This is a genomic window from Pseudomonas sp. dw_612 (assembly GCF_018449725.1).
In the GTDB taxonomy this organism is placed as follows: Bacteria; Pseudomonadota; Gammaproteobacteria; order Pseudomonadales; family Pseudomonadaceae; genus Aquipseudomonas.
Map to the genome: position 1 here is coordinate 74,307 of NZ_JAAVVC010000017.1, position 17,194 is coordinate 91,500.

Here is a 17,194-nt window from a genome sequence, read left to right on the forward strand (position 1 = left end):
CGCGCAAAGGTGATGACCTTGTGCGCCAAAGCGGTTCATTGGAATCAACACGTTGATTCCGGCGGGCCGCAATTTGGTGCGTCGATTGCCTGCGCGAACTGCTTTGGTGCTCTTTTAGCCTTCAGGTCTGCCAACCCCATGGATAATCTGCAAAGCGCTGTGGACAGTCTGGTCCACAGCTCCAATACGTTGTTCATTTTGATCGGTGCGGTCATGGTGTTGGCCATGCACGCGGGTTTCGCGTTTCTGGAAGTCGGCACGGTACGACAAAAGAACCAGGTCAATGCCTTGTCGAAAATCCTCAGCGACTTCGCCATTTCGACGTTGGCGTATTTCTTTATAGGCTACTGGATTTCCTACGGCGTCACTTTCATGCAACCGGCGGCGGTGATCAATGCCGATCACGGTTACGGTCTGGTGAAATTCTTCTTTCTGCTGACCTTCGCGGCGGCGATCCCGGCGATCATTTCCGGTGGCATTGCCGAGCGTGCACGCTTCGTTCCGCAGCTGTGCGCGACGGCGTTGATCGTGGCGTTCATCTACCCGTTTTTCGAGGGCATGATCTGGAACGGCAACTACGGTGTGCAAGCCTGGTTGCTGCAGCGCTTTGGCGCCAGCTTCCATGACTTTGCCGGTTCCGTGGTGGTCCACGCCATGGGCGGTTGGCTGGCGCTGGCGGCGGTGCTGTTGCTGGGGCCCCGGAACGGACGTTATCGCGACGGTCGATTGGTGGCGTTCGCGCCGTCGAGCATTCCCTTCCTGGCCTTGGGCTCGTGGATTCTCATCGTCGGCTGGTTCGGCTTTAACGTCATGAGCGCGCAGACGTTGCAAGGCGTCAGCGGCCTGGTCGCAGTGAATTCGCTGATGGCCATGGTCGGCGGCACCGTGGCGGCGCTGATCGTCGGACGCAATGACCCGGGCTTCCTGCATAACGGCCCGCTGGCCGGGCTGGTGGCGATCTGCGCCGGTTCCGATCTGATGCACCCCGTGGGCGCGCTGCTGACCGGTGCGATCGCCGGGGCATTGTTCGTCTGGTGCTTTACCGCGGCCCAGGGCAAATGGCATATCGACGATGTGCTGGGTGTCTGGCCGTTGCACGGTTTGTGCGGCGTTTGGGGCGGGATCGCGTGCGGCATCTTCGGCCAGACGGCGCTGGGCGGCTTGGGCGGTGTAAGCCTGATCAGTCAGTTGATCGGCACCTCGCTGGGCGTGATCGTGGCCCTGGCCGGTGGCTTTGCGGTGTACGGCACGATCAAGGCATTCCACGGTTTGCGCCTGAGTCAGGAAGAAGAGTATTACGGCGCTGACTTGTCGGTGCACAAGATCGGCGCCGTGAGCCAGGACTAGTTTTCCTCATCATCAGCACCGGGATAAAACCGATGCAGCAAGCTGTAGCGATCATGCCGGACCTGATCGACGCGCTCCTGCACCTGATGCGCCGGCAAACCCAGCATGATCAGCGCATGGGAGGCGAGCATCAGGCTCGACTCCAGCAACTCCGGCACCACTTCATTGGCGCCGGCCGCTTTCAATTCGGCCCACTGACTGTCGTCCCGGGTGCGCACCAGGATCGGCACGCTCGGGTTGTATCGACGCGCTTCCTTCAGAATCAGCAAGGCGATGTCAGTCTGGTCCACCGCGATCACCAGCAAGCGCGCACGTTCCAGCCCGACGGCGGCGAGCAACTCGCCGCGACGTGAGTCGCCATAGTGCACGCTGCTTTCACCGGCGGCTGCTTCCTGAACCCGCACCGGGTCGTTGTCCAGGGCGATGTAAGTGAGTTGTGCGTTGTGCAGAAAACGGCCAATGGACTGCCCCACGCGGCCATAACCGCAAATCACCACATGGCCGTGCAACCCGGCGTTGAGCGCGCTGATTTCCTCGAGTTTTGCTTCCTCATTGGGTTTGCGGTGCAGGCGCGCGGCGATGCTTGGCGCGGCGCGCAGCAACAGCGGCGTGACCAGCATCGAACAGAACGTCGCGGCCAGCAGCAGACCACCGAGGTCGGCAGGCATCAATTTGTTCTGCTGCATCTGCGCCATTAACGCAAAGCAGAACTCTCCACCCTGAGCCAGCGCCAGGCCACTGCGCCACGCGGTTTCGCCATCGCTGCCGCGCCATTTGACCAGCAGCGCAACCACACTGCCCTTGATCAGCAGCAACCCGAGGGTCAGGCCAAGGATGAGCAAGCCATGGCTGGCAAACAGCTGCAAGTCGATCAGCATGCCGATGCTGACGAAAAACAATCCGAGCAGGATGTCGCGGAACGGCCGGATATCCGCCTCGATCTGATGCCGGTAATGGCTTTCCCCGAGCAGCATGCCGGCCAGGAACGCGCCGAGAGCAGGGGAGAGGCCCATCAAATGCGTGAGCCAGGCGGTCAGCAGCACAATCACCAGGGCCAGCAGCACGAACAGTTCGGCTGAGCGGGAGGCGGCCACTTCCTGAAACAGTCGGGGCAGCAACCAGCGACTGGCCAGCAGCAGGCCAACAAACAGCAAAACGGTCTTGGCCAACGTCAGGGGCAGCGCCCAATACCAGGATTGATCGCTGCTGCCGGCGAACACCGGCACCAGGGTCAGCAGCAACACCGCCACCACGTCCTGGAACAGCAGCACGCCGATGGCGTTCTGGCCGTGGCTGCTGAAAATCTCCCCAAGACTGCCCAATTCCTTGCTGACAATCGCCGTGGATGACAACGCCAGACCGGCACCGAGCAACAGCGCCGGGGTGACCGACACGCCGAACAGCATCAGCAAGGCCCCCAGCAGCATCCCCGAACCCAACACTTGCAGACTGCCGAGGCCGAACACCACTTGGCGCAATGCGAGCATTTTCGACAGGGAAAATTCGAGCCCCAGGGAGAACAGCAAAAACACCACGCCCAACTCGGCAAGGTCCGGCAGTTCGTCGCTTTCGTTGACCCAGTCGAGCGCCGTGGGTCCGACCATCAGGCCCACGCAGAGGTAGCCGAGCACCGGCGGCAAGCGCAAACGCCGGAACAGCGCAATGACCACCAGGGAGGAGGCGAGGATGATCAACAGATTGGCAAACACTGAAAACTCCGGTGATGGGGTCGGGCTACCCAAGCGTAGAGGCAAAAAAAGTCCAGAGCATCGCGCAAAGCGGATTCCGCGCAAATGATATGCGTCAGGGAATTGCCGAAACCTTTTGCAATTGACTGACCTGGACGTCTGCAGGCCTCAAGGGCATTGGCTCGACGGTTTGTGGCGACGGGGCCTAGAATGAGCGCTTACTTTATCGGGTCTGTTTGTCATGCCTCCTGAATGTCGGCTGTTTGGCACCCTGGGTTGCCATCTTTGTGAAGTTGCCGAAGCCATAATGATGCCTATGGTCGATCACGGTTTGATGGTGGAGTTGGTCGATATCGCGGAAAACGAAGGCTGGGTCGAAGACTATGGCCTGCGGATCCCGGTGTTGCGGCGCCTCGATACCGGCGCTGAACTCGATTGGCCCTTCGATGGCGAACAAGTCGTGGCGTTCTTGCGCTGAGTGTCCCCACCCGTCGCGGTGACGAGTTCCGCCATTGGCGAAAATCAGGTTATTCGGTTACTGTATGTTCATACAGTTATTCGGATTGCCTGCCCTGCGTCCTCCTATTACGGATTTGGCCAGGTGATCCCGCTAGTCAGAGGGATGAACCGTGGTCAATGTCGAACAATTGAAGAACAGCGTGAACCGGATGTCGATCGACGTGGTGCGCGAGGCAGTCCTCGAACTGCGACTGGATGGCTTGGTCACCGAAGGCAAAACCCCCTTCAACAAGCTGCACTTCAACACCTGTTTCGCCGAGATCGAAGCCTTGTTCCAGCGCGCGGGCTATCACCGGCAACTGGACGTCGTGGGGTATCAGGGCTTGATGTACGCGCTTTACGATCCTGGCCGCTGGGAAGCGGTGGATGTGTTGCGCTGGCTCAAGGAATTCACCGAAGCGGCGGCGCGGACGCAGTCGATTCCGGCTTGAGGAATCTCCGCTAGGTTCGATTCGGCCGCTGTTGGATAATGCCGCCCTGTATTGAGGGTTAGAGCGTTCGTATGTCCACTTCATCGTTTTCCGCTGCACACAGCCAGGCCAGCACCCTCTACTTGCCACCAGGCCCGTGGCAGACCGTGCTCGACTGCTTGTGCGAGCACTTCGGCGCTATCGGGCGTGAACAATGGCTGGACCGCATCGCTCGCGGCCGAGTCCTCGACGGCCATGGCCAGCCGATCGCCCTGGACCTGCCGTACAAGGAAGGCCTGCGGATTCACTATTTCCGTGAAGTGCCAGACGAGAAGCCGATCCCGGTGGTCGAGTCGATCCTGTATGCCGATGAACACTTGGTGGTCGCGGACAAACCGCATTTCCTGCCCGTGACACCGGCTGGTGAATACGTGGAGCAAACACTGCTGCGGCGGCTGATCCACCGGTTGGATAACCCGCATCTGGTGCCTTTGCATCGTATTGACCGGCATACAGCGGGGCTGGTGCTGTTTTCGGCCAATCCGCAGACACGCTCGGCGTATCAATCGTTGTTTCCGACGCGCCAGATTGAAAAACGCTACGAGGCGATTGCTCGGGCGTTGCCTGAGTTGTCCTTCCCGTTGGTGCATAAAAGCCGCCTCGTGGACGGCGAACCGTTCTTCCGCATGCAGGAAGGGCCGGGCGTCAGCAATACCGAGACGGCGGTCGAGGTCCGGGAGAAAAACGGCGAACTCTGGCGCTACGGGCTCTACCCGGTCACGGGCAAAAAGCATCAGTTGCGGGTGCACATGACGGCCTTGGGCGCCAGCATCTGCAATGATCCGTTCTATCCGCAGGTACTCAAGGACGTCGAGGATGACTATGCCAACCCCTTGAAACTGCTGGCCCAGGGGCTGCGCTTTGTGGACCCGGTGACGGGGCAGGAACGCGCCTTTGAAAGCACCATCACCTTGCAGTGGTGATCAGGCGCCGCACTGTTGCGCAGCCATGAAAAAGCCCGCTTGATAGCGGGCTTCTGTGTATCCGGTTGTCGCTGTAAAGATTACAACTCTTTAACAGTGCGAACCTGATCCTTGTTGACGCGGGTGTGCTTGCCGTCTAGCTGTTCGAACTCGTAGAAACCCGACTCTTCATCGTATTTAGGCTGGTCGACGGCCTGGATTTCACGACCGTCATTCAAGGTGATCACTGTTGGCGACGAGCAACCGGCGAGGGTGGCCAGGCCCAGTGCGAGCATGAAAGTGGCGAGGGTCCGTTGAGTCATGAGTGTGTCTCCGAATATGAATTCTTTTGGTTACTAAACGTGTAGACGTATGCGGCTGGCGCAAGTTCCTTCTCGTGTCAGTCTGACACACACTTATGTGCACTTAACAGTTCGGGTGTGTTCAGGTTGGCCAGCCGAGGGTCATTGTCCGGGCATTGCAGGGCAGTTGCGCCCAATTGCCGCATGATTCGGCCGGGACTGCGTTCGCCTTCGTTCCAGGCGTTTTCGAACGCAAGGGAAAGGGCAACGGGAATAATGCACAGCAAGGGCTCCCAATGATCGCCGTGGCGCAGCATCAGGGGCTTGTCCGGATGCTGTGCGGCGGTTTCGCGCATGCCTTGCAGCAGCGCGGCATCGATACGCGGCACATCACAGGGCAACACCAGCAAATGCGAATGGCGGGCGGCTTTCAGACCCGCACGGATACCGGCCAGCGGCCCGGGAAAACCGGCGTGATCGTCCACCACCAGTTGGTCGGCGTAGGGCGCGTAGGTTTCCTGGTTTCTATTACAGGAGATGATCAGGTCATCGCTCAGCGCGCGGGTCTTGCGGTGCAGATGCGCAATCAGCGGTTCGCCGTGCCATTCGATCAGCCCTTTGTCCTGACCACCCATGCGCTGGCCACGGCCACCCGCCAGGAGCAGAATTGAACAGGTCGGCAACGGGGTATTTGACGTCATGGCAGCTCTCCATGGGGGCGGCAAAAAATTGAGGCGCTGTGATATAACACCGGGCTGTTTTCCCTACAACTGGACGAGCCTATGAAAGCCAAGGCTGATGTACCTTTCGCACCGCTCAACATCGCGGTACTGACGGTCAGCGATACCCGCACCCTGGAAACCGACACCTCCGGCCAGGTCTTTGTCGACCGCCTGAGCGCTGCCGGTCACAACCTCGCGGCACGGGTGCTGCTTAAAGATGACCTGTACAAAATTCGTGCGCAAGTCGCCAACTGGATTGCCGACGATGTAGTGCAAGTGGTGCTGATCACCGGCGGCACCGGGTTCACCTGCCGCGACAGTACACCGGAAGCGGTGAGTTGCCTGCTGGATAAGCAGGTCGATGGTTTTGGTGAGTTGTTCCGGCAGATTTCCGTGGCGGACATTGGCACCTCGACCGTGCAGTCCCGGGCATTGGCTGGTTTGGCCAACGGCACGCTGGTTTGCTGCTTGCCGGGTTCGACCAACGCCGTGCGTACCGGCTGGGATGGCATTCTTGCCGAGCAACTGGATTCGCGGCACCGCCCGTGCAATTTCGTCCCTCACCTGAAACAGGCGGCACCCTGTGAATCCCGTGGGTAAGCCGGGCAAGACCGGCAGCTTGATGCCGGTCGAGGTGGCGCTGGCACGTTTGCTGGAAATGGCTGAAGCGGCACCGATTCGTGAAACCGAGCGCTTGCCGTTGGCCCAGGTTCAAGGCCGAGTGTTGGCGGAGGATCTGATCTCGACGCTGGATTTACCGCCCTGGCCCAACAGCGCCATGGACGGTTATGCCTTGCGCGTTGCCGACTGGAGCGGTGAACCGTTGGTGGTCAGCCAGAAGATTTTCGCTGGCCAGGCCCCGCAACCGTTGCAGCCGGGGACCTGCGCACGAATCTTTACCGGTGCGCCGGTGCCTGCTGGTGCCGACTGTGTCGAGATGCAGGAGAACGCTGAGGTCCAGGCGGATGAGCGTGTGGTTTTCACTGAAGCCATGACGCCCGGCCAGAACATTCGTCCCCAGGGCCAGGAAACCACTGTGGGTGAGTTGGTCTTGTCGGCCGGCACGCGCCTTGGCCCCATCGAGCAAGGGTTGGCGGCATCTCTGGGATGCGCGGAACTGGCGGTGGTGCGCAAGGTGCGTGTGGCGGTGCTGTCCACCGGTGATGAATTGATCGAACCCGGTCAGGCGTTGGGTCCGGGACAGATCTACAACAGCAATCGCGTGTTGCTTTGCAGCTGGTTGCAGCGTTTGGGCTGCGAGGTAATTGATGCTGGGATCCTGGTGGATGATCTGGCGGTGACCCGCGCTCGCTTGGGCGAACTGACCAATGTCGACCTGATTCTGTCCACTGGCGGTGTGTCAGTGGGTGAAGCCGACTTCCTGGGCATTGCCTTGCGCGAAGAGGGCGAGCTGACACTGTGGAAACTCGCCATCAAACCCGGCAAGCCGCTGACGTTCGGGCATTTCCGTGGCGTGCCGGTGATTGGCCTGCCGGGTAACCCGGCGTCAACCCTGGTGACCTTTGCCTTGCTGGCTCGGCCTTATCTCCTGCGCCGTCAAGGTGTCCAGGACGTCGAACCGCTGCAGTTTCCGGTGCCAGCAGGGTTTGTCTGGCCCAAGGCCGGCAATCGACGGGAGTACCTGCGCGGGCGCCTTGAAAAGGGTCGGGCAACCCTCTACAGGAATCAGAGTTCTGGCGTACTGCGCAGCGCCGCCTGGGCTGAAGGCTTGGTGGAAGTGCTTGAAGACCGCACGTTGATCGAGGGTGACTTCGTCAATTTCATCCCTCTGAGTGAAGTCTTGGGCTGATTCACGCCGACGTAAGCCCGGTTGATCGAGTCGGGCCTTGCGTCCAGCCATGTCGCTTAGTGAGCCAGGAGTGTCACGACCTGATCGAACCGGCTGTTGGCGACCCATCCCAGGAGGCCAAGAATCACGGCGGCGGCACCGGCCAAGTAGGCCAGTCGGTGTTTGATGGATTTGACGTCACCCCGCACTTCATCCATGTCTCTGCGGATGTATTTGAGGTGTGTCTCCAGCTCAACGACGCGAGGTTCCATATCAACTTCTCCGGTGGGTTTTGCGCTGTTTTTGAATTCAGCCTGGTGAGCCCTTAATGCGTTTCCATTCATTGCATGCACATCCTTGTGTGTGGGTAGATTGAGGGTTGAAGACAACCGGCCCCAACGGTGTACCAATCACCCGGCTCGGTCAATTGAGCCGATTCCTCACGTTTTGTAAGAAAAAATACCGCTCTGTAGGACGCAAGGCGTCGCGACCTGAATTAATTCAGGTTCCGCTGACTTTTTTGGGTGTCTGTGAGGTCAACATCTCCCATATGGATTCCAATCATGGGAGTGACAACAATGAGTGAGCGCAAGGCGCTGTTGATTCTGCATGGCAAGCAGGCACTCAACGAGGAAGTCCGCGCGGCCGTTGAAGGCAAGCGCAAGCAAGGATGGGAGCTGGCCGTTCGGCTGACCTGGGAGGCCGGCGATGCCCGGCGTCTGGTGGATGAAGCGCTGGCCGCCGGTTACCGGCAGGTGATTGCCGGTGGCGGTGACGGCACCTTGCGCGATATCGCCGAAGCCATGGCGGCCCATACGAACGAGGCCAGCCTGGTGCTGTTGCCGTTGGGCACCGCCAACGATTTTGCGCGCGCCGCCGGTATTCCTTTGGAACCCGCTCAGGCGCTGGAGCTTCTGGACAGCTCCCCGAGCGCCATCGATTTGGGAACGGTCGGTGGCCAGGTTTTCCTGAACATGGCCACTGGCGGTTTTGGCAGTAACGTCACGGCCAATACGTCGGAGGACCTGAAAAAGATCCTGGGCGGCGCGGCGTATCTGTTCACGGGACTGTCGCGCTTCAGTGAATTGCATGCCGCCTATGGCGAATTGCAGGGGCCGGACTTTCACTGGCGTGGCGAGTTGCTGGCATTGGGCATCGGCAATGGCCGACAGGCCGGGGGCGGCAGGGTGTTGTGCCCGGAGGCGCTGGTCGACGACGGATTGCTGGACATCAGCATTCTGCCGGCACCGCAGGAGGTGGTCGGGACATTGAAGAATTTGCTGACCGATGGCTTCGGCATCGACAACATGTTTGTGCGGGCCCGTTTACCGTGGGTCGAGATCAAGGTGTCGGAAGGCCTGCATATCAACCTCGATGGTGAACCCCTGGAGGGCGACGACCTGCGTTTCGAGGCACGTCCGGCGGCGTTGCGCGTGCACTTGCCGCCGAACTCGCCGCTGCTGGGCGCGTCGCCAGCCGTCAATCGTCCAGGCTGATGATTTGCTCACGCACGGCGAACAGCACCAGGCCCGCCACGTCGTAGATCTGCAAGCGTTTCATGATCTGCGAACGGTGGGTTTCGACGGTCTTGATGCTCAGGCCCAGGCCGTTGGCGATTTCCCGGGTGGATTTGCCGCGAACGATCAGCCGCAGGATTTCCAGTTGGCGAGCGGTCAGGTTGTGGGTGTCGGGGATGGGCGCCTGGTTTTTCTGGGTGCGGGTCAGCGCCTGGTTGATCACGGTGTGGGCGATGGCCGGGCTCAAGTAGCGCTCATTATTGCGCAAGGCGTCCAGGGCATGTTCGAGTTCGGTGGCCGTGGTGTCCTTGAGCAGGTAGCCATGGGCTCCGGATTCCAGGGCCTGCATGATCAATGTCGGGTCGGTGTGCATCGACAGGATCAGCACCTTGCTCTGCGGGCGAACCTTTTTGAGTCGCTGCAAGGCCTCGAGGCCGCCGGTCTCCTTCATGGAGATATCCAGCAGAACGATGTCCGGGGACAGTTGCTCGACCATTTCCAGCAGTTGCGAGCCGTCATTGGCCTCGCCTACGACTGCGTAGCCGGGAATATCCAGCACCAGAGCGCGCACGCCTGCCCGGATAAGCGAGTGGTCATCCACTAGAAGTAAGTTACAAGTCAACGCATAACCTTATTCGTACTGGCCCGCTCGAGCGCACGGGGCGCCCAGGGGAAAAGTGCTTCGATTTGAGTGCCTTTGCCCGGTTCACTGGTCACGGTCAAGGTCCCGCCCAATTGATCGATCCGTTCCGACATCCCGGCCATTCCGCGTTGCCCCTCACGCCCCGGGTTTACCGCGGGCGCAAAGCCCAGGCCATCGTCGCTGATCAGCAGTGTCAGGCCTTGAGGCAAACGTTGTACACGCACCAGCAAATTCCCGGCCTCGGCATGGCGCAATATATTGGTCACCGCTTCCTGGGTGATCCGGAAGGCGGCCACGGCCATTTCCTCCGGAATACCGGTCAGGCGCTGATGGCATTCCAGGCTCCAGTGCACCGAGGTATTGGCCAGGGTCTTGAGCAAATGTGCCCGCAGGCTGGCTTCCAGGCCAAGACTGGTCAGTTGCCTCGGGTTGAGGATGGCCGAGACGTCGCGCACCTTGGTCAAGGTTTCTTCCAGGGTGTCGCACAGCACCGAGCACTGGCCTTGCAGGTCTTCGGGCAGTCGGCGCTTGAGCCATTCACTTTGAAGTTTTGCTGCGGTCAGCAACTGGCCGATATCGTCGTGCAACTCGCGACTGAGCCGATGGCGTTCGTTTTCCTGTACTTCCAGAAGCCGGTCGGCCAACTCTTGAGGCTGAAACTTGATCGACTTGCGTGACAGGCGATGCCCGACCCAGACACAGGCCAGTGCGGCCAGGTTGAGCAGCAGCAGACTCGCCGGCAGGCGCGTGGACAGACCATAAACCAGCAAGCTGCCGAGCGCCGAGCAGGTACACAGCAGCAGCGTGAACCGACGCGCGTTTTCTCGGGAAGGGGGCCACGTGGTAATTGACTTGAGGCTGGCGTACATAGCAGATGGAGCCAATGGATGTTCGCTGCGGGCAGACCTGCCATGGTGGCTGACGGGTCTCTGTCTGAAAAACTATTGTGTAAATCACCGGCTTCAACAGGGCAAACCAGAGGGCGACATCCCGCCTTGAAGTTTAGCGGGCTGCTCTCATCTGGAATCACGGTGCCATTAATTGAAGCCAACTAATGGGCGGCATAATACCACCTAAGATACCGTTGGTCGCGTTTGCTATATATGTCCGGACAGTCAGGAATTCAGACATTCTGGACGTTGGTTCCATAATGGAAAAAGTGTGGTTATTGTCATGCGAGGATATTGAGCGTAATTGGCGCTCTATTTTTGTCGTCAGGTATAACCTGAGAGCAAGACCGATAGTCCTGATTTGACAGAAATAATTATTTTATTTAGAACGGTCGTTGACAGGTATGAAATATTCAAATGCGACATGCATATTCAAGTAACTGAGACGGGCCAGGAAAACAAGCAAATCAGACGGCACCTAAGTTGCCCGTCCAAATTAAGCTTGCCGTTCCGAGAAGGTCACGAGGGTAAGCGGTTTGGAGTGCACGGCCGGCTGAAAGCGGCTTTGTCCGACCTGAAAGGCAAGGGCTTCGATCAGCGATATCTGCTCGCTGTCATCAAGGCCCAACTGGCCGGTTTTCGGATCAATAAGTTCGAGTTGCCAGGCGAGCAGTGAAAAGCAATCTTTCAGCGCACCCAAGGCTTGCTCGTGCAAGGCCATGTGATGATGTTGGGCGTGGTTCAGCAAACCATGAATATGCAGCGAAAACTCCGAAATCGTTTCCAGCGCCAAGGCATCCGCCTTGTTGGCCAGTTTGAGCAGAGTGCTGAGCATGCAGTCGATGGCGTCCGAATCATTGCTGATCAGTTGCAAATGGCTGAGGCACTCCTCGGATTTGGCCAGGAGTGCTTCAGCCTCGACAAGAAACTCCGGAAGCCCTTGAGTTCCCTCTTTATGTTCGTTCGGCATGCTTATCTCCACAACGTCATGTCAGATGAGGGAATGTCGTGTGTGCCGATGATCACGAGATTTTGCGCGAGCGCACCCCGGCGAGCTATTGCGCACGCTGGAGAACTCGAGAGGGTGGAGGGCCACTGACCTGCGATCGCACACAAAAGCCTGACTCCGTTCATGCAATGAGAATGGCGTCACATTAATGGCTATTGGATATTGCGAATATCAGGTTGGGCCTGATTGTTACTAGGGGAATCCCTTACGCAGGGGAACCTAACGTGCAAACCGAGGTCGCGCGGCGGGGAATGAAGCGTGATGAAAATCACGAGGCCAGTAAAGCATGATGTTAATGTGACATCAATGGCTGAACATGGCATTTTGTCTGGGGGTCAAGGTCCGGCAATAACAGCCGATAACCCTCTTTAGTGAATTCATCAGAACAAGCCCAGGAGTCATTAATGGCCGGCATTCTCGACACGGTAGACCAACGCACGCAACTGGTGGGTGAGAATCGCCTGGAAATTCTCATGTTCCGGCTGGCCGGGCGGCAATTGTTCGCGATCAACGTCTTCAAAGTTCAAGAAGTGCTGCAACTGCCGAAACTGACCCTGATGCCCCAGCGCCATCCGTTTGTCTGCGGCGTGGTCAACCTGCGCGGCCAGACGCTGCCGGTCATCGACCTGTCCCAGGCCATCGGCATGCGTCCCCTGGTACCAAGCCCCACCAGCACGATTATCGTCACCGAGTACAACCGTTCGGTGCAGGCGTTCCTGGTCGGCGGCGTGGACCGCATCGTCAACATGAACTGGGAAGCCATCCTGCCGCCGCCGACCAGTGCCGGTCGCCAGCATTACCTGACGGCCATCAGCAAGGTCGACGACCAGTTGGTGGAAATCATCGACGTGGAAAAAGTCCTCGCCGAAATCGTCCCGTACAACGCCAAGGTGTCCAAGGACAAACTCGATGATCCGGTGCTGGAGCGGGCCCGTGGCCGTGAAGTGCTGCTGGTGGACGACTCCAATGTGGCGCTCTCGCAACTGCGCGACACCCTCGGCCAGTTGGGCGTGAAGATGCACATCGCCAGCGACGGCCTGAAGGCGCTGAACATGCTCAAAGGCTGGGCCGATACCGGTGTGTCCATGACCGACAAACTGCTGATGATCTTCACCGACGCGGAAATGCCGGAAATGGACGGCTATCGCCTGACCACCGAAATTCGCAACGACCCGCGCCTGCGTGGCCTCTACGTGGTCCTGCACACCTCGTTGTCCGGCAGCTTCAACGACTCGATGGTGAAGAAGGTCGGCTGCGACAACTTCCTCTCCAAGTTCCAGCCGGACAAGCTGGTTGACGTGGTGCGCCAGCGCCTGATGCTTGACGAAGTGCCTGCCTGATCACGATGTAATCCCTGTGGGAGCGGGCTTGCTCGCGAAGGCGGTGTGTCATTCAACACCAATGTTGACTGATCGGGCCCCTTCGCGAGCAAGCCCGCTCCCACAGGTTTTTTTTGCCTTTGATTCGGCGATCAAGCTCGTATAGGGTGGCCTTTTTTGCCCACCAGGGAGCTGGCCATGCTGCGTCTGAGCGCGCTTTATCGTTATCCGTTGAAATCCGGCAAGGGCGAGACCCTGCAACAGGTCAGCCTCGACAAACTGGGCCTGGACGGTGATCGACGCTGGATGCTGGTAGACGAAGCCAGCGGGCGCTTCCTGACTCAACGCGCGGTGGCGCAGATGAGCCAGTTGTCGGCGTTGTGGAATGGCGACGGTGGCTTAACCCTCAGCGCGTCGGGCCAAGCGCCGATCGATATCGCCTTGCCTGGCAGCGATGCCGAATTGCGTGGCGTGACCATTTGGCGCGACACCTTGCGTGTGCCGGATGCCGGCGACGCGGCGGCTGCCTGGGTCAGTCAATTTATCGGCAAGCCGACGCGGCTGGTGCAAGTGCCGCTGGATCGCGCACGCATGACAGAATCTGGCTATGGCAACGACGACGATCAGGTTGCGTTTGCAGACGGCTTTCCACTGCTGTTGATTGGTCAGGCATCGTTGCAGGACTTGTCGAGCAAAGTCGGGCGGCCATTGGAGATGCTGCGCTTCCGGCCCAATCTGGTGATCGAAGGCAGTGAAGCCTATGCCGAGGACGGCTGGAAACGCATTCGCATCGGCGACGTCGAGTTCCGCGTGGTCAAATCGTGCTCGCGCTGCATCCTGACCACCATCGATCCGCAAACCGGTATGCGCAGCGATGATCGCGAGCCACTGGCCACGCTTCAGAAGTATCGGGCTGAAGCGGATGGCGCGATGTTCGGCCAGAATCTGGTCAACGACAGCAATGGTCGACTTGAAGTCGGCATGCCGGTGACAGTTCTCGAATAAAAGACTTTGAACGAAAAATGCCCGTGTCCAAGGACACGGGCATTTTTTGTCGCTGTGAAAACCCAGGGTTTTAGCCGCGGTATTCGCACAGGTAAGCGGTGTCGACGGCCACTTTCAGCTGGAATTTGCTGTTGGCTGGCACATTGAACTGGCTGCCGGCGGCGAAGGTTTCCCAGTCGCTGCTGTCCGGCAGTTTGACGGTCAGGGCGCCGGTCACCACGTGCATGATTTCACGCTGGCTGGTGCCGAATTCATATTCGCCCGGTGCCATGACGCCGATGGTCGCCGGACCTTCAGCAGTGCCAAAGGCGATCGACTTGACGGTGCCGTCGAAGTACTCGTTGACTTTAAACATGGGCGATTCCTCGAAAAAAGGGCTTGAAAGGGCCGGCCAGTATGCACAACGGCCCTTGCGCCGTCACCTTCCTAGATAGGAAGCACCAGTGGTAATAACCGCGCGGTATTGCGGGCATCTTCCAGCGCCCGGTGCTGCTGGCCGTTGAACTGCATGCCGGCCAGTTGCAGCGCACCGTTGAGCCCCAGCGGGCGTTCCAGTCGCCGCGCCTTGGCGAAACGCTGCTTGAGGTTCATGTGCGACACCTGGCTCAAAAAACTGTTGAGTTGCAGACGCTGCCATTCCTGAACCAATTGTTTGCGGTCGTAATCGCCCCAACTGGCCCAACCTTCCAGGCGCGAATGATGCTGCACCAGCCAACGCTCGAACGCCAGCCAGACTTCGGTCAACGGCTGCGCGGTATCGATATTGGCCTGGGTGATGTGGGTCAATTCGCGGCAAAACGGCGTCAGCAATGGCCGGCGCGTCGGGCGTACGAAGCGCTGGAATTGATCCAGCTCCCGGCCTTTTCGGTCCACCAGGGTGGCACCGATTTCGATGATTTCCATCTCTGTGACTGGCCAGCCGCCCTCATCGGTGGTGGCTTCCAGATCAATGACCAACCAGTGAGGCATCGCAGGGTTCCTGGTATCCGCGTCCTGATAGGGCTTGAGCGTAGCCAAACCCGGCGGATCCGCCTAGCGCCTTATTCGACCTCCAGCAAAATCTGTCGATTTTTGACCTGATCGCCGACCCGGACTTGCAAGCGTTTGAGCACGCCGTCGATGCCGGATTTCAGCGGATGCTCCATTTTCATGGCCTCCAGCACCACCAACAGTTGTCCTTTGCTGACGGTGCTGCCCTCACTGACCAGCACGTCGACGATCGCGCCGTCCATCGGCGCCTTGAGCGTACCGGAGCTGACGCTGACCTGACTGGTCACCGCCATTTGCGTGCGATCCACCAGCCGCAGATTGCCGGGGCGAGTGAACAACCAGAGTTGCCCGGCGTCGAGGCGATAGGCGTGGCGTTGGCGAATGCCGTCGATTTCCAGGGTGGCCTGATGCCCGTCGCAGTGAATGATCTTCAATACAAGCATTCGATCGTTGACCTGTAGCCGGTACGGTTCACCAGGTTCCGCGTTCAGCTCCACCGCCCAGTCCTGGTTTTCCACACCGATGCGATAGTGCAGCGGTACGCTCGCGTTGTTGCGCCAACCGGCCAACGGGGCAAGGTGATGCCGGGCTGACGCGTGATAGAGCAGCGCCGTCGCGATGGCCAGTTCTTCGGCGCTCGGGGCGTGGGCATGCAGACAAGAATGCTCGGCGAAGTGCGTCGGGATAAACCCGGTGCTGAATTCGCCGCTGATAAATTGTGGGTGCTGCAGCAAGCCGGCGAGCAGGCGCTGATTGCTTTGCACGCCCAGCAGCACACTGTCCTGCACCGCCCGCAATAGCTTGCGCCGAGCCTCTTCGCGGGTGGCGCCGTGGGCGATGAGTTTGCCGAGCATTGGGTCGTAGAAGGGGCTGACGTGCTGGCCTTCGAGCAGGCCATGGTCGATGCGTACTCCGTTTTGCAACGCCGGCTCCCAGGCCTCGATATGCCCGGTCTGTGGCAGGAAACCCTGGGCCGGGTCTTCGGCGTACAGGCGCACTTCGATCGCATGCCCGTTGAGCTGCACCTGATCCTGACGTAGCGGCAGCGGTAGCCCTTCGGCAACGTGCAGTTGCCAGGCCACCAGGTCCAGGCCAGTGATCAATTCGGTTACCGGGTGTTCCACCTGCAGCCGGGTGTTCATCTCCAGAAAGTAAAACTGCCCGCGCGCATCCAGCAGAAACTCCACCGTGCCGGCGCCGACATAGTTCACCGCGCGTCCAGCCTTGAGCGCCGCTTCGCCCATCGCCCGGCGCAATTCAGCAGTCATCACCGGGCAGGGCGCTTCTTCGATGATTTTCTGGTGTCGGCGCTGGATCGAACAATCGCGCTCGCCGAGGTAGATCAGGTTGCCGTGCTGGTCGCCGAACACTTGAACCTCGACATGGCGCGGATCGATCAGCGCCTGTTCGAGGATCAGTTCATCGCTGCCAAATCCGCTCAGGGCTTCGGAGCGGGCGGTGCGCAACTGCTCCAGCAGATCATTGGCGTCGTGGACCAGGCGCATGCCACGCCCGCCACCGCCGGCACTCGCCTTGATCATCAGCGGATAGCCGATGCGCCGGGCTTCGCGGGCCAGGGTCGCGTCGTCCTGTTCGGTACCTTGATAGCCGTTGATGCAGGGTACACCGGCCTGGATCATGGCGAGTTTCGACAGGCGTTTGCTGCCCATCAATTCAATGGCTTCGGGGCTGGGGCCGATGAAGGTGATGCCGGCCTGTTGGCAGGCGAGGGCGAATTCGGCGTTTTCCGAGAGGAAGCCGTAGCCGGGGTGGATCGCATCGGCACCGGTTCGGCGGGCGGCCTCGATGATTGCCGGGATGTTCAGGTAGGACTGCTGCACCGGGGCCGGGCCGATGTTGACGGCTTCGTCGGCCATCTGAACGTGCAGGGCATCGGCGTCGGCGTCGCTGAACACGGCGACGGTGCGGTAGCCCAGGGCCTGGGCGGTGCGCTGGATGCGGCAGGCGATTTCACCGCGGTTGGCGATCAGGATTTTGTTCAGTCCGGGCATCGGTCTTTCCCTTGGTTCTTGCGGTGAATTTCAGGGCCTCTTCGCGAGCAAGCCCGCTCCCACATTTGGC

General features: G+C 59.7%; 19 protein-coding genes. 9 read left to right on the plus strand and 10 right to left on the minus strand.

Annotation, left to right across the window (positions count from 1 at the left end):
* Positions 1–138: 138 nt before the first annotated feature.
* Complete coding sequence (locus HB680_RS23085) at positions 139–1,347, plus strand: ammonium transporter (protein ID WP_213940782.1); 1,209 nt, start codon at positions 139–141, stop codon at positions 1,345–1,347.
* On the opposite strand, the gene HB680_RS23090 is transcribed toward HB680_RS23085, so the two are convergent.
* Complete coding sequence (locus tag HB680_RS23090) at positions 1,344–3,056, minus strand: monovalent cation:proton antiporter-2 (CPA2) family protein (RefSeq protein WP_213940783.1); 1,713 nt, start codon at positions 3,054–3,056, stop codon at positions 1,344–1,346. The two genes, HB680_RS23085 and HB680_RS23090, sit on opposite strands and share 4 nt — an antisense overlap.
* A 220-nt stretch (positions 3,057–3,276) precedes the next feature.
* Here HB680_RS23090 and HB680_RS23095 point away from each other — a divergent pair, with 220 nt between their 5' ends.
* From HB680_RS23095 to HB680_RS23105, 3 genes are all read left to right on the plus strand, one after another.
* Positions 3,277–3,513: a glutaredoxin family protein gene (locus HB680_RS23095; RefSeq protein WP_213940784.1), complete on the plus strand. Its 237-nt coding sequence runs from the start codon at positions 3,277–3,279 to the stop codon at positions 3,511–3,513.
* 151 nt (positions 3,514–3,664) lie between these two features.
* Positions 3,665–3,985 (plus strand): transcriptional regulator, encoded by a 321-nt coding sequence (locus HB680_RS23100; protein ID WP_213940785.1) that lies wholly within the window; start codon positions 3,665–3,667, stop codon positions 3,983–3,985.
* A gap of 71 nt (positions 3,986–4,056) precedes the next feature.
* On the plus strand, positions 4,057–4,947 hold the full coding sequence (locus tag HB680_RS23105; protein ID WP_213940786.1) for a pseudouridine synthase: 891 nt from the start codon (positions 4,057–4,059) through the stop codon (positions 4,945–4,947).
* Between the two features lie 80 nt (positions 4,948–5,027).
* Here HB680_RS23105 and HB680_RS23110 read toward each other — a convergent pair whose 3' ends face one another.
* The gene (locus HB680_RS23110) at positions 5,028–5,249 is read right to left on the minus strand and encodes a YgdI/YgdR family lipoprotein (protein WP_213940787.1); all 222 of its coding nucleotides are present in this window, start codon (positions 5,247–5,249) and stop codon (positions 5,028–5,030) included.
* A gap of 77 nt (positions 5,250–5,326) precedes the next feature.
* Complete coding sequence (mobA, locus tag HB680_RS23115; RefSeq protein ID WP_213940788.1) at positions 5,327–5,929, minus strand: molybdenum cofactor guanylyltransferase MobA; 603 nt, start codon at positions 5,927–5,929, stop codon at positions 5,327–5,329.
* Between the two features lie 81 nt (positions 5,930–6,010).
* Between mobA and moaB the strand changes: the two genes are divergently transcribed.
* Both moaB and glp read left to right on the plus strand, forming a co-directional pair.
* A complete protein-coding gene (gene moaB / locus HB680_RS23120) occupies positions 6,011–6,550 on the plus strand; it encodes a molybdenum cofactor biosynthesis protein B (RefSeq protein WP_213940789.1) in 540 nt (179 codons plus the stop codon).
* 22 nt (positions 6,551–6,572) lie between these two features.
* Positions 6,573–7,760: a gephyrin-like molybdotransferase Glp gene (glp, locus tag HB680_RS23125; protein ID WP_213940850.1), complete on the plus strand. Its 1,188-nt coding sequence runs from the start codon at positions 6,573–6,575 to the stop codon at positions 7,758–7,760.
* Between the two features lie 56 nt (positions 7,761–7,816).
* On the opposite strand, the gene HB680_RS23130 is transcribed toward glp, so the two are convergent.
* The gene (locus tag HB680_RS23130) at positions 7,817–8,083 is read right to left on the minus strand and encodes a hypothetical protein (RefSeq protein ID WP_256735607.1); all 267 of its coding nucleotides are present in this window, start codon (positions 8,081–8,083) and stop codon (positions 7,817–7,819) included.
* A 234-nt stretch (positions 8,084–8,317) separates the two neighbouring features.
* Here HB680_RS23130 and yegS point away from each other — a divergent pair, with 234 nt between their 5' ends.
* The gene (gene yegS, locus HB680_RS23135) at positions 8,318–9,235 is read left to right on the plus strand and encodes a lipid kinase YegS (RefSeq protein ID WP_213940851.1); all 918 of its coding nucleotides are present in this window, start codon (positions 8,318–8,320) and stop codon (positions 9,233–9,235) included.
* Here yegS and HB680_RS23140 read toward each other — a convergent pair.
* The 3 genes from HB680_RS23140 to HB680_RS23150 form a co-directional block, all read right to left on the minus strand.
* The gene (locus HB680_RS23140) at positions 9,219–9,878 is read right to left on the minus strand and encodes a response regulator transcription factor (RefSeq protein WP_213940791.1); all 660 of its coding nucleotides are present in this window, start codon (positions 9,876–9,878) and stop codon (positions 9,219–9,221) included. The two genes, yegS and HB680_RS23140, sit on opposite strands and share 17 nt — an antisense overlap.
* Positions 9,875–10,768: a sensor histidine kinase gene (locus tag HB680_RS23145; protein ID WP_213940852.1), complete on the minus strand. Its 894-nt coding sequence runs from the start codon at positions 10,766–10,768 to the stop codon at positions 9,875–9,877. The genes HB680_RS23140 and HB680_RS23145 overlap by 4 nt, the downstream gene beginning before the upstream one ends.
* Before the next feature lie 517 nt (positions 10,769–11,285).
* The gene (locus HB680_RS23150; RefSeq protein ID WP_213940792.1) at positions 11,286–11,759 is read right to left on the minus strand and encodes a hypothetical protein; all 474 of its coding nucleotides are present in this window, start codon (positions 11,757–11,759) and stop codon (positions 11,286–11,288) included.
* 443 nt (positions 11,760–12,202) lie between these two features.
* Between HB680_RS23150 and HB680_RS23155 the strand changes: the two genes are divergently transcribed.
* Positions 12,203–13,138, plus strand: coding sequence for a chemotaxis protein CheV (locus HB680_RS23155; protein WP_213940793.1), 936 nt, complete (start codon positions 12,203–12,205; stop codon positions 13,136–13,138).
* Between the two features lie 177 nt (positions 13,139–13,315).
* The gene (locus HB680_RS23160) at positions 13,316–14,122 is read left to right on the plus strand and encodes an MOSC domain-containing protein (protein WP_213940794.1); all 807 of its coding nucleotides are present in this window, start codon (positions 13,316–13,318) and stop codon (positions 14,120–14,122) included.
* A gap of 70 nt (positions 14,123–14,192) precedes the next feature.
* Here HB680_RS23160 and HB680_RS23165 read toward each other — a convergent pair whose 3' ends face one another.
* From HB680_RS23165 to HB680_RS23175, 3 genes are all read right to left on the minus strand, one after another.
* Positions 14,193–14,477: a pyrimidine/purine nucleoside phosphorylase gene (locus HB680_RS23165; protein WP_054614024.1), complete on the minus strand. Its 285-nt coding sequence runs from the start codon at positions 14,475–14,477 to the stop codon at positions 14,193–14,195.
* Between the two features lie 71 nt (positions 14,478–14,548).
* Positions 14,549–15,091: an exonuclease domain-containing protein gene (locus tag HB680_RS23170; RefSeq protein ID WP_213940795.1), complete on the minus strand. Its 543-nt coding sequence runs from the start codon at positions 15,089–15,091 to the stop codon at positions 14,549–14,551.
* A gap of 71 nt (positions 15,092–15,162) precedes the next feature.
* Positions 15,163–17,124, minus strand: a complete 1,962-nt coding sequence (locus tag HB680_RS23175; RefSeq protein ID WP_213940796.1) for an acetyl/propionyl/methylcrotonyl-CoA carboxylase subunit alpha — start codon at positions 17,122–17,124, stop codon at positions 15,163–15,165.
* Between the last annotated feature and the right edge of the window lie 70 nt (positions 17,125–17,194).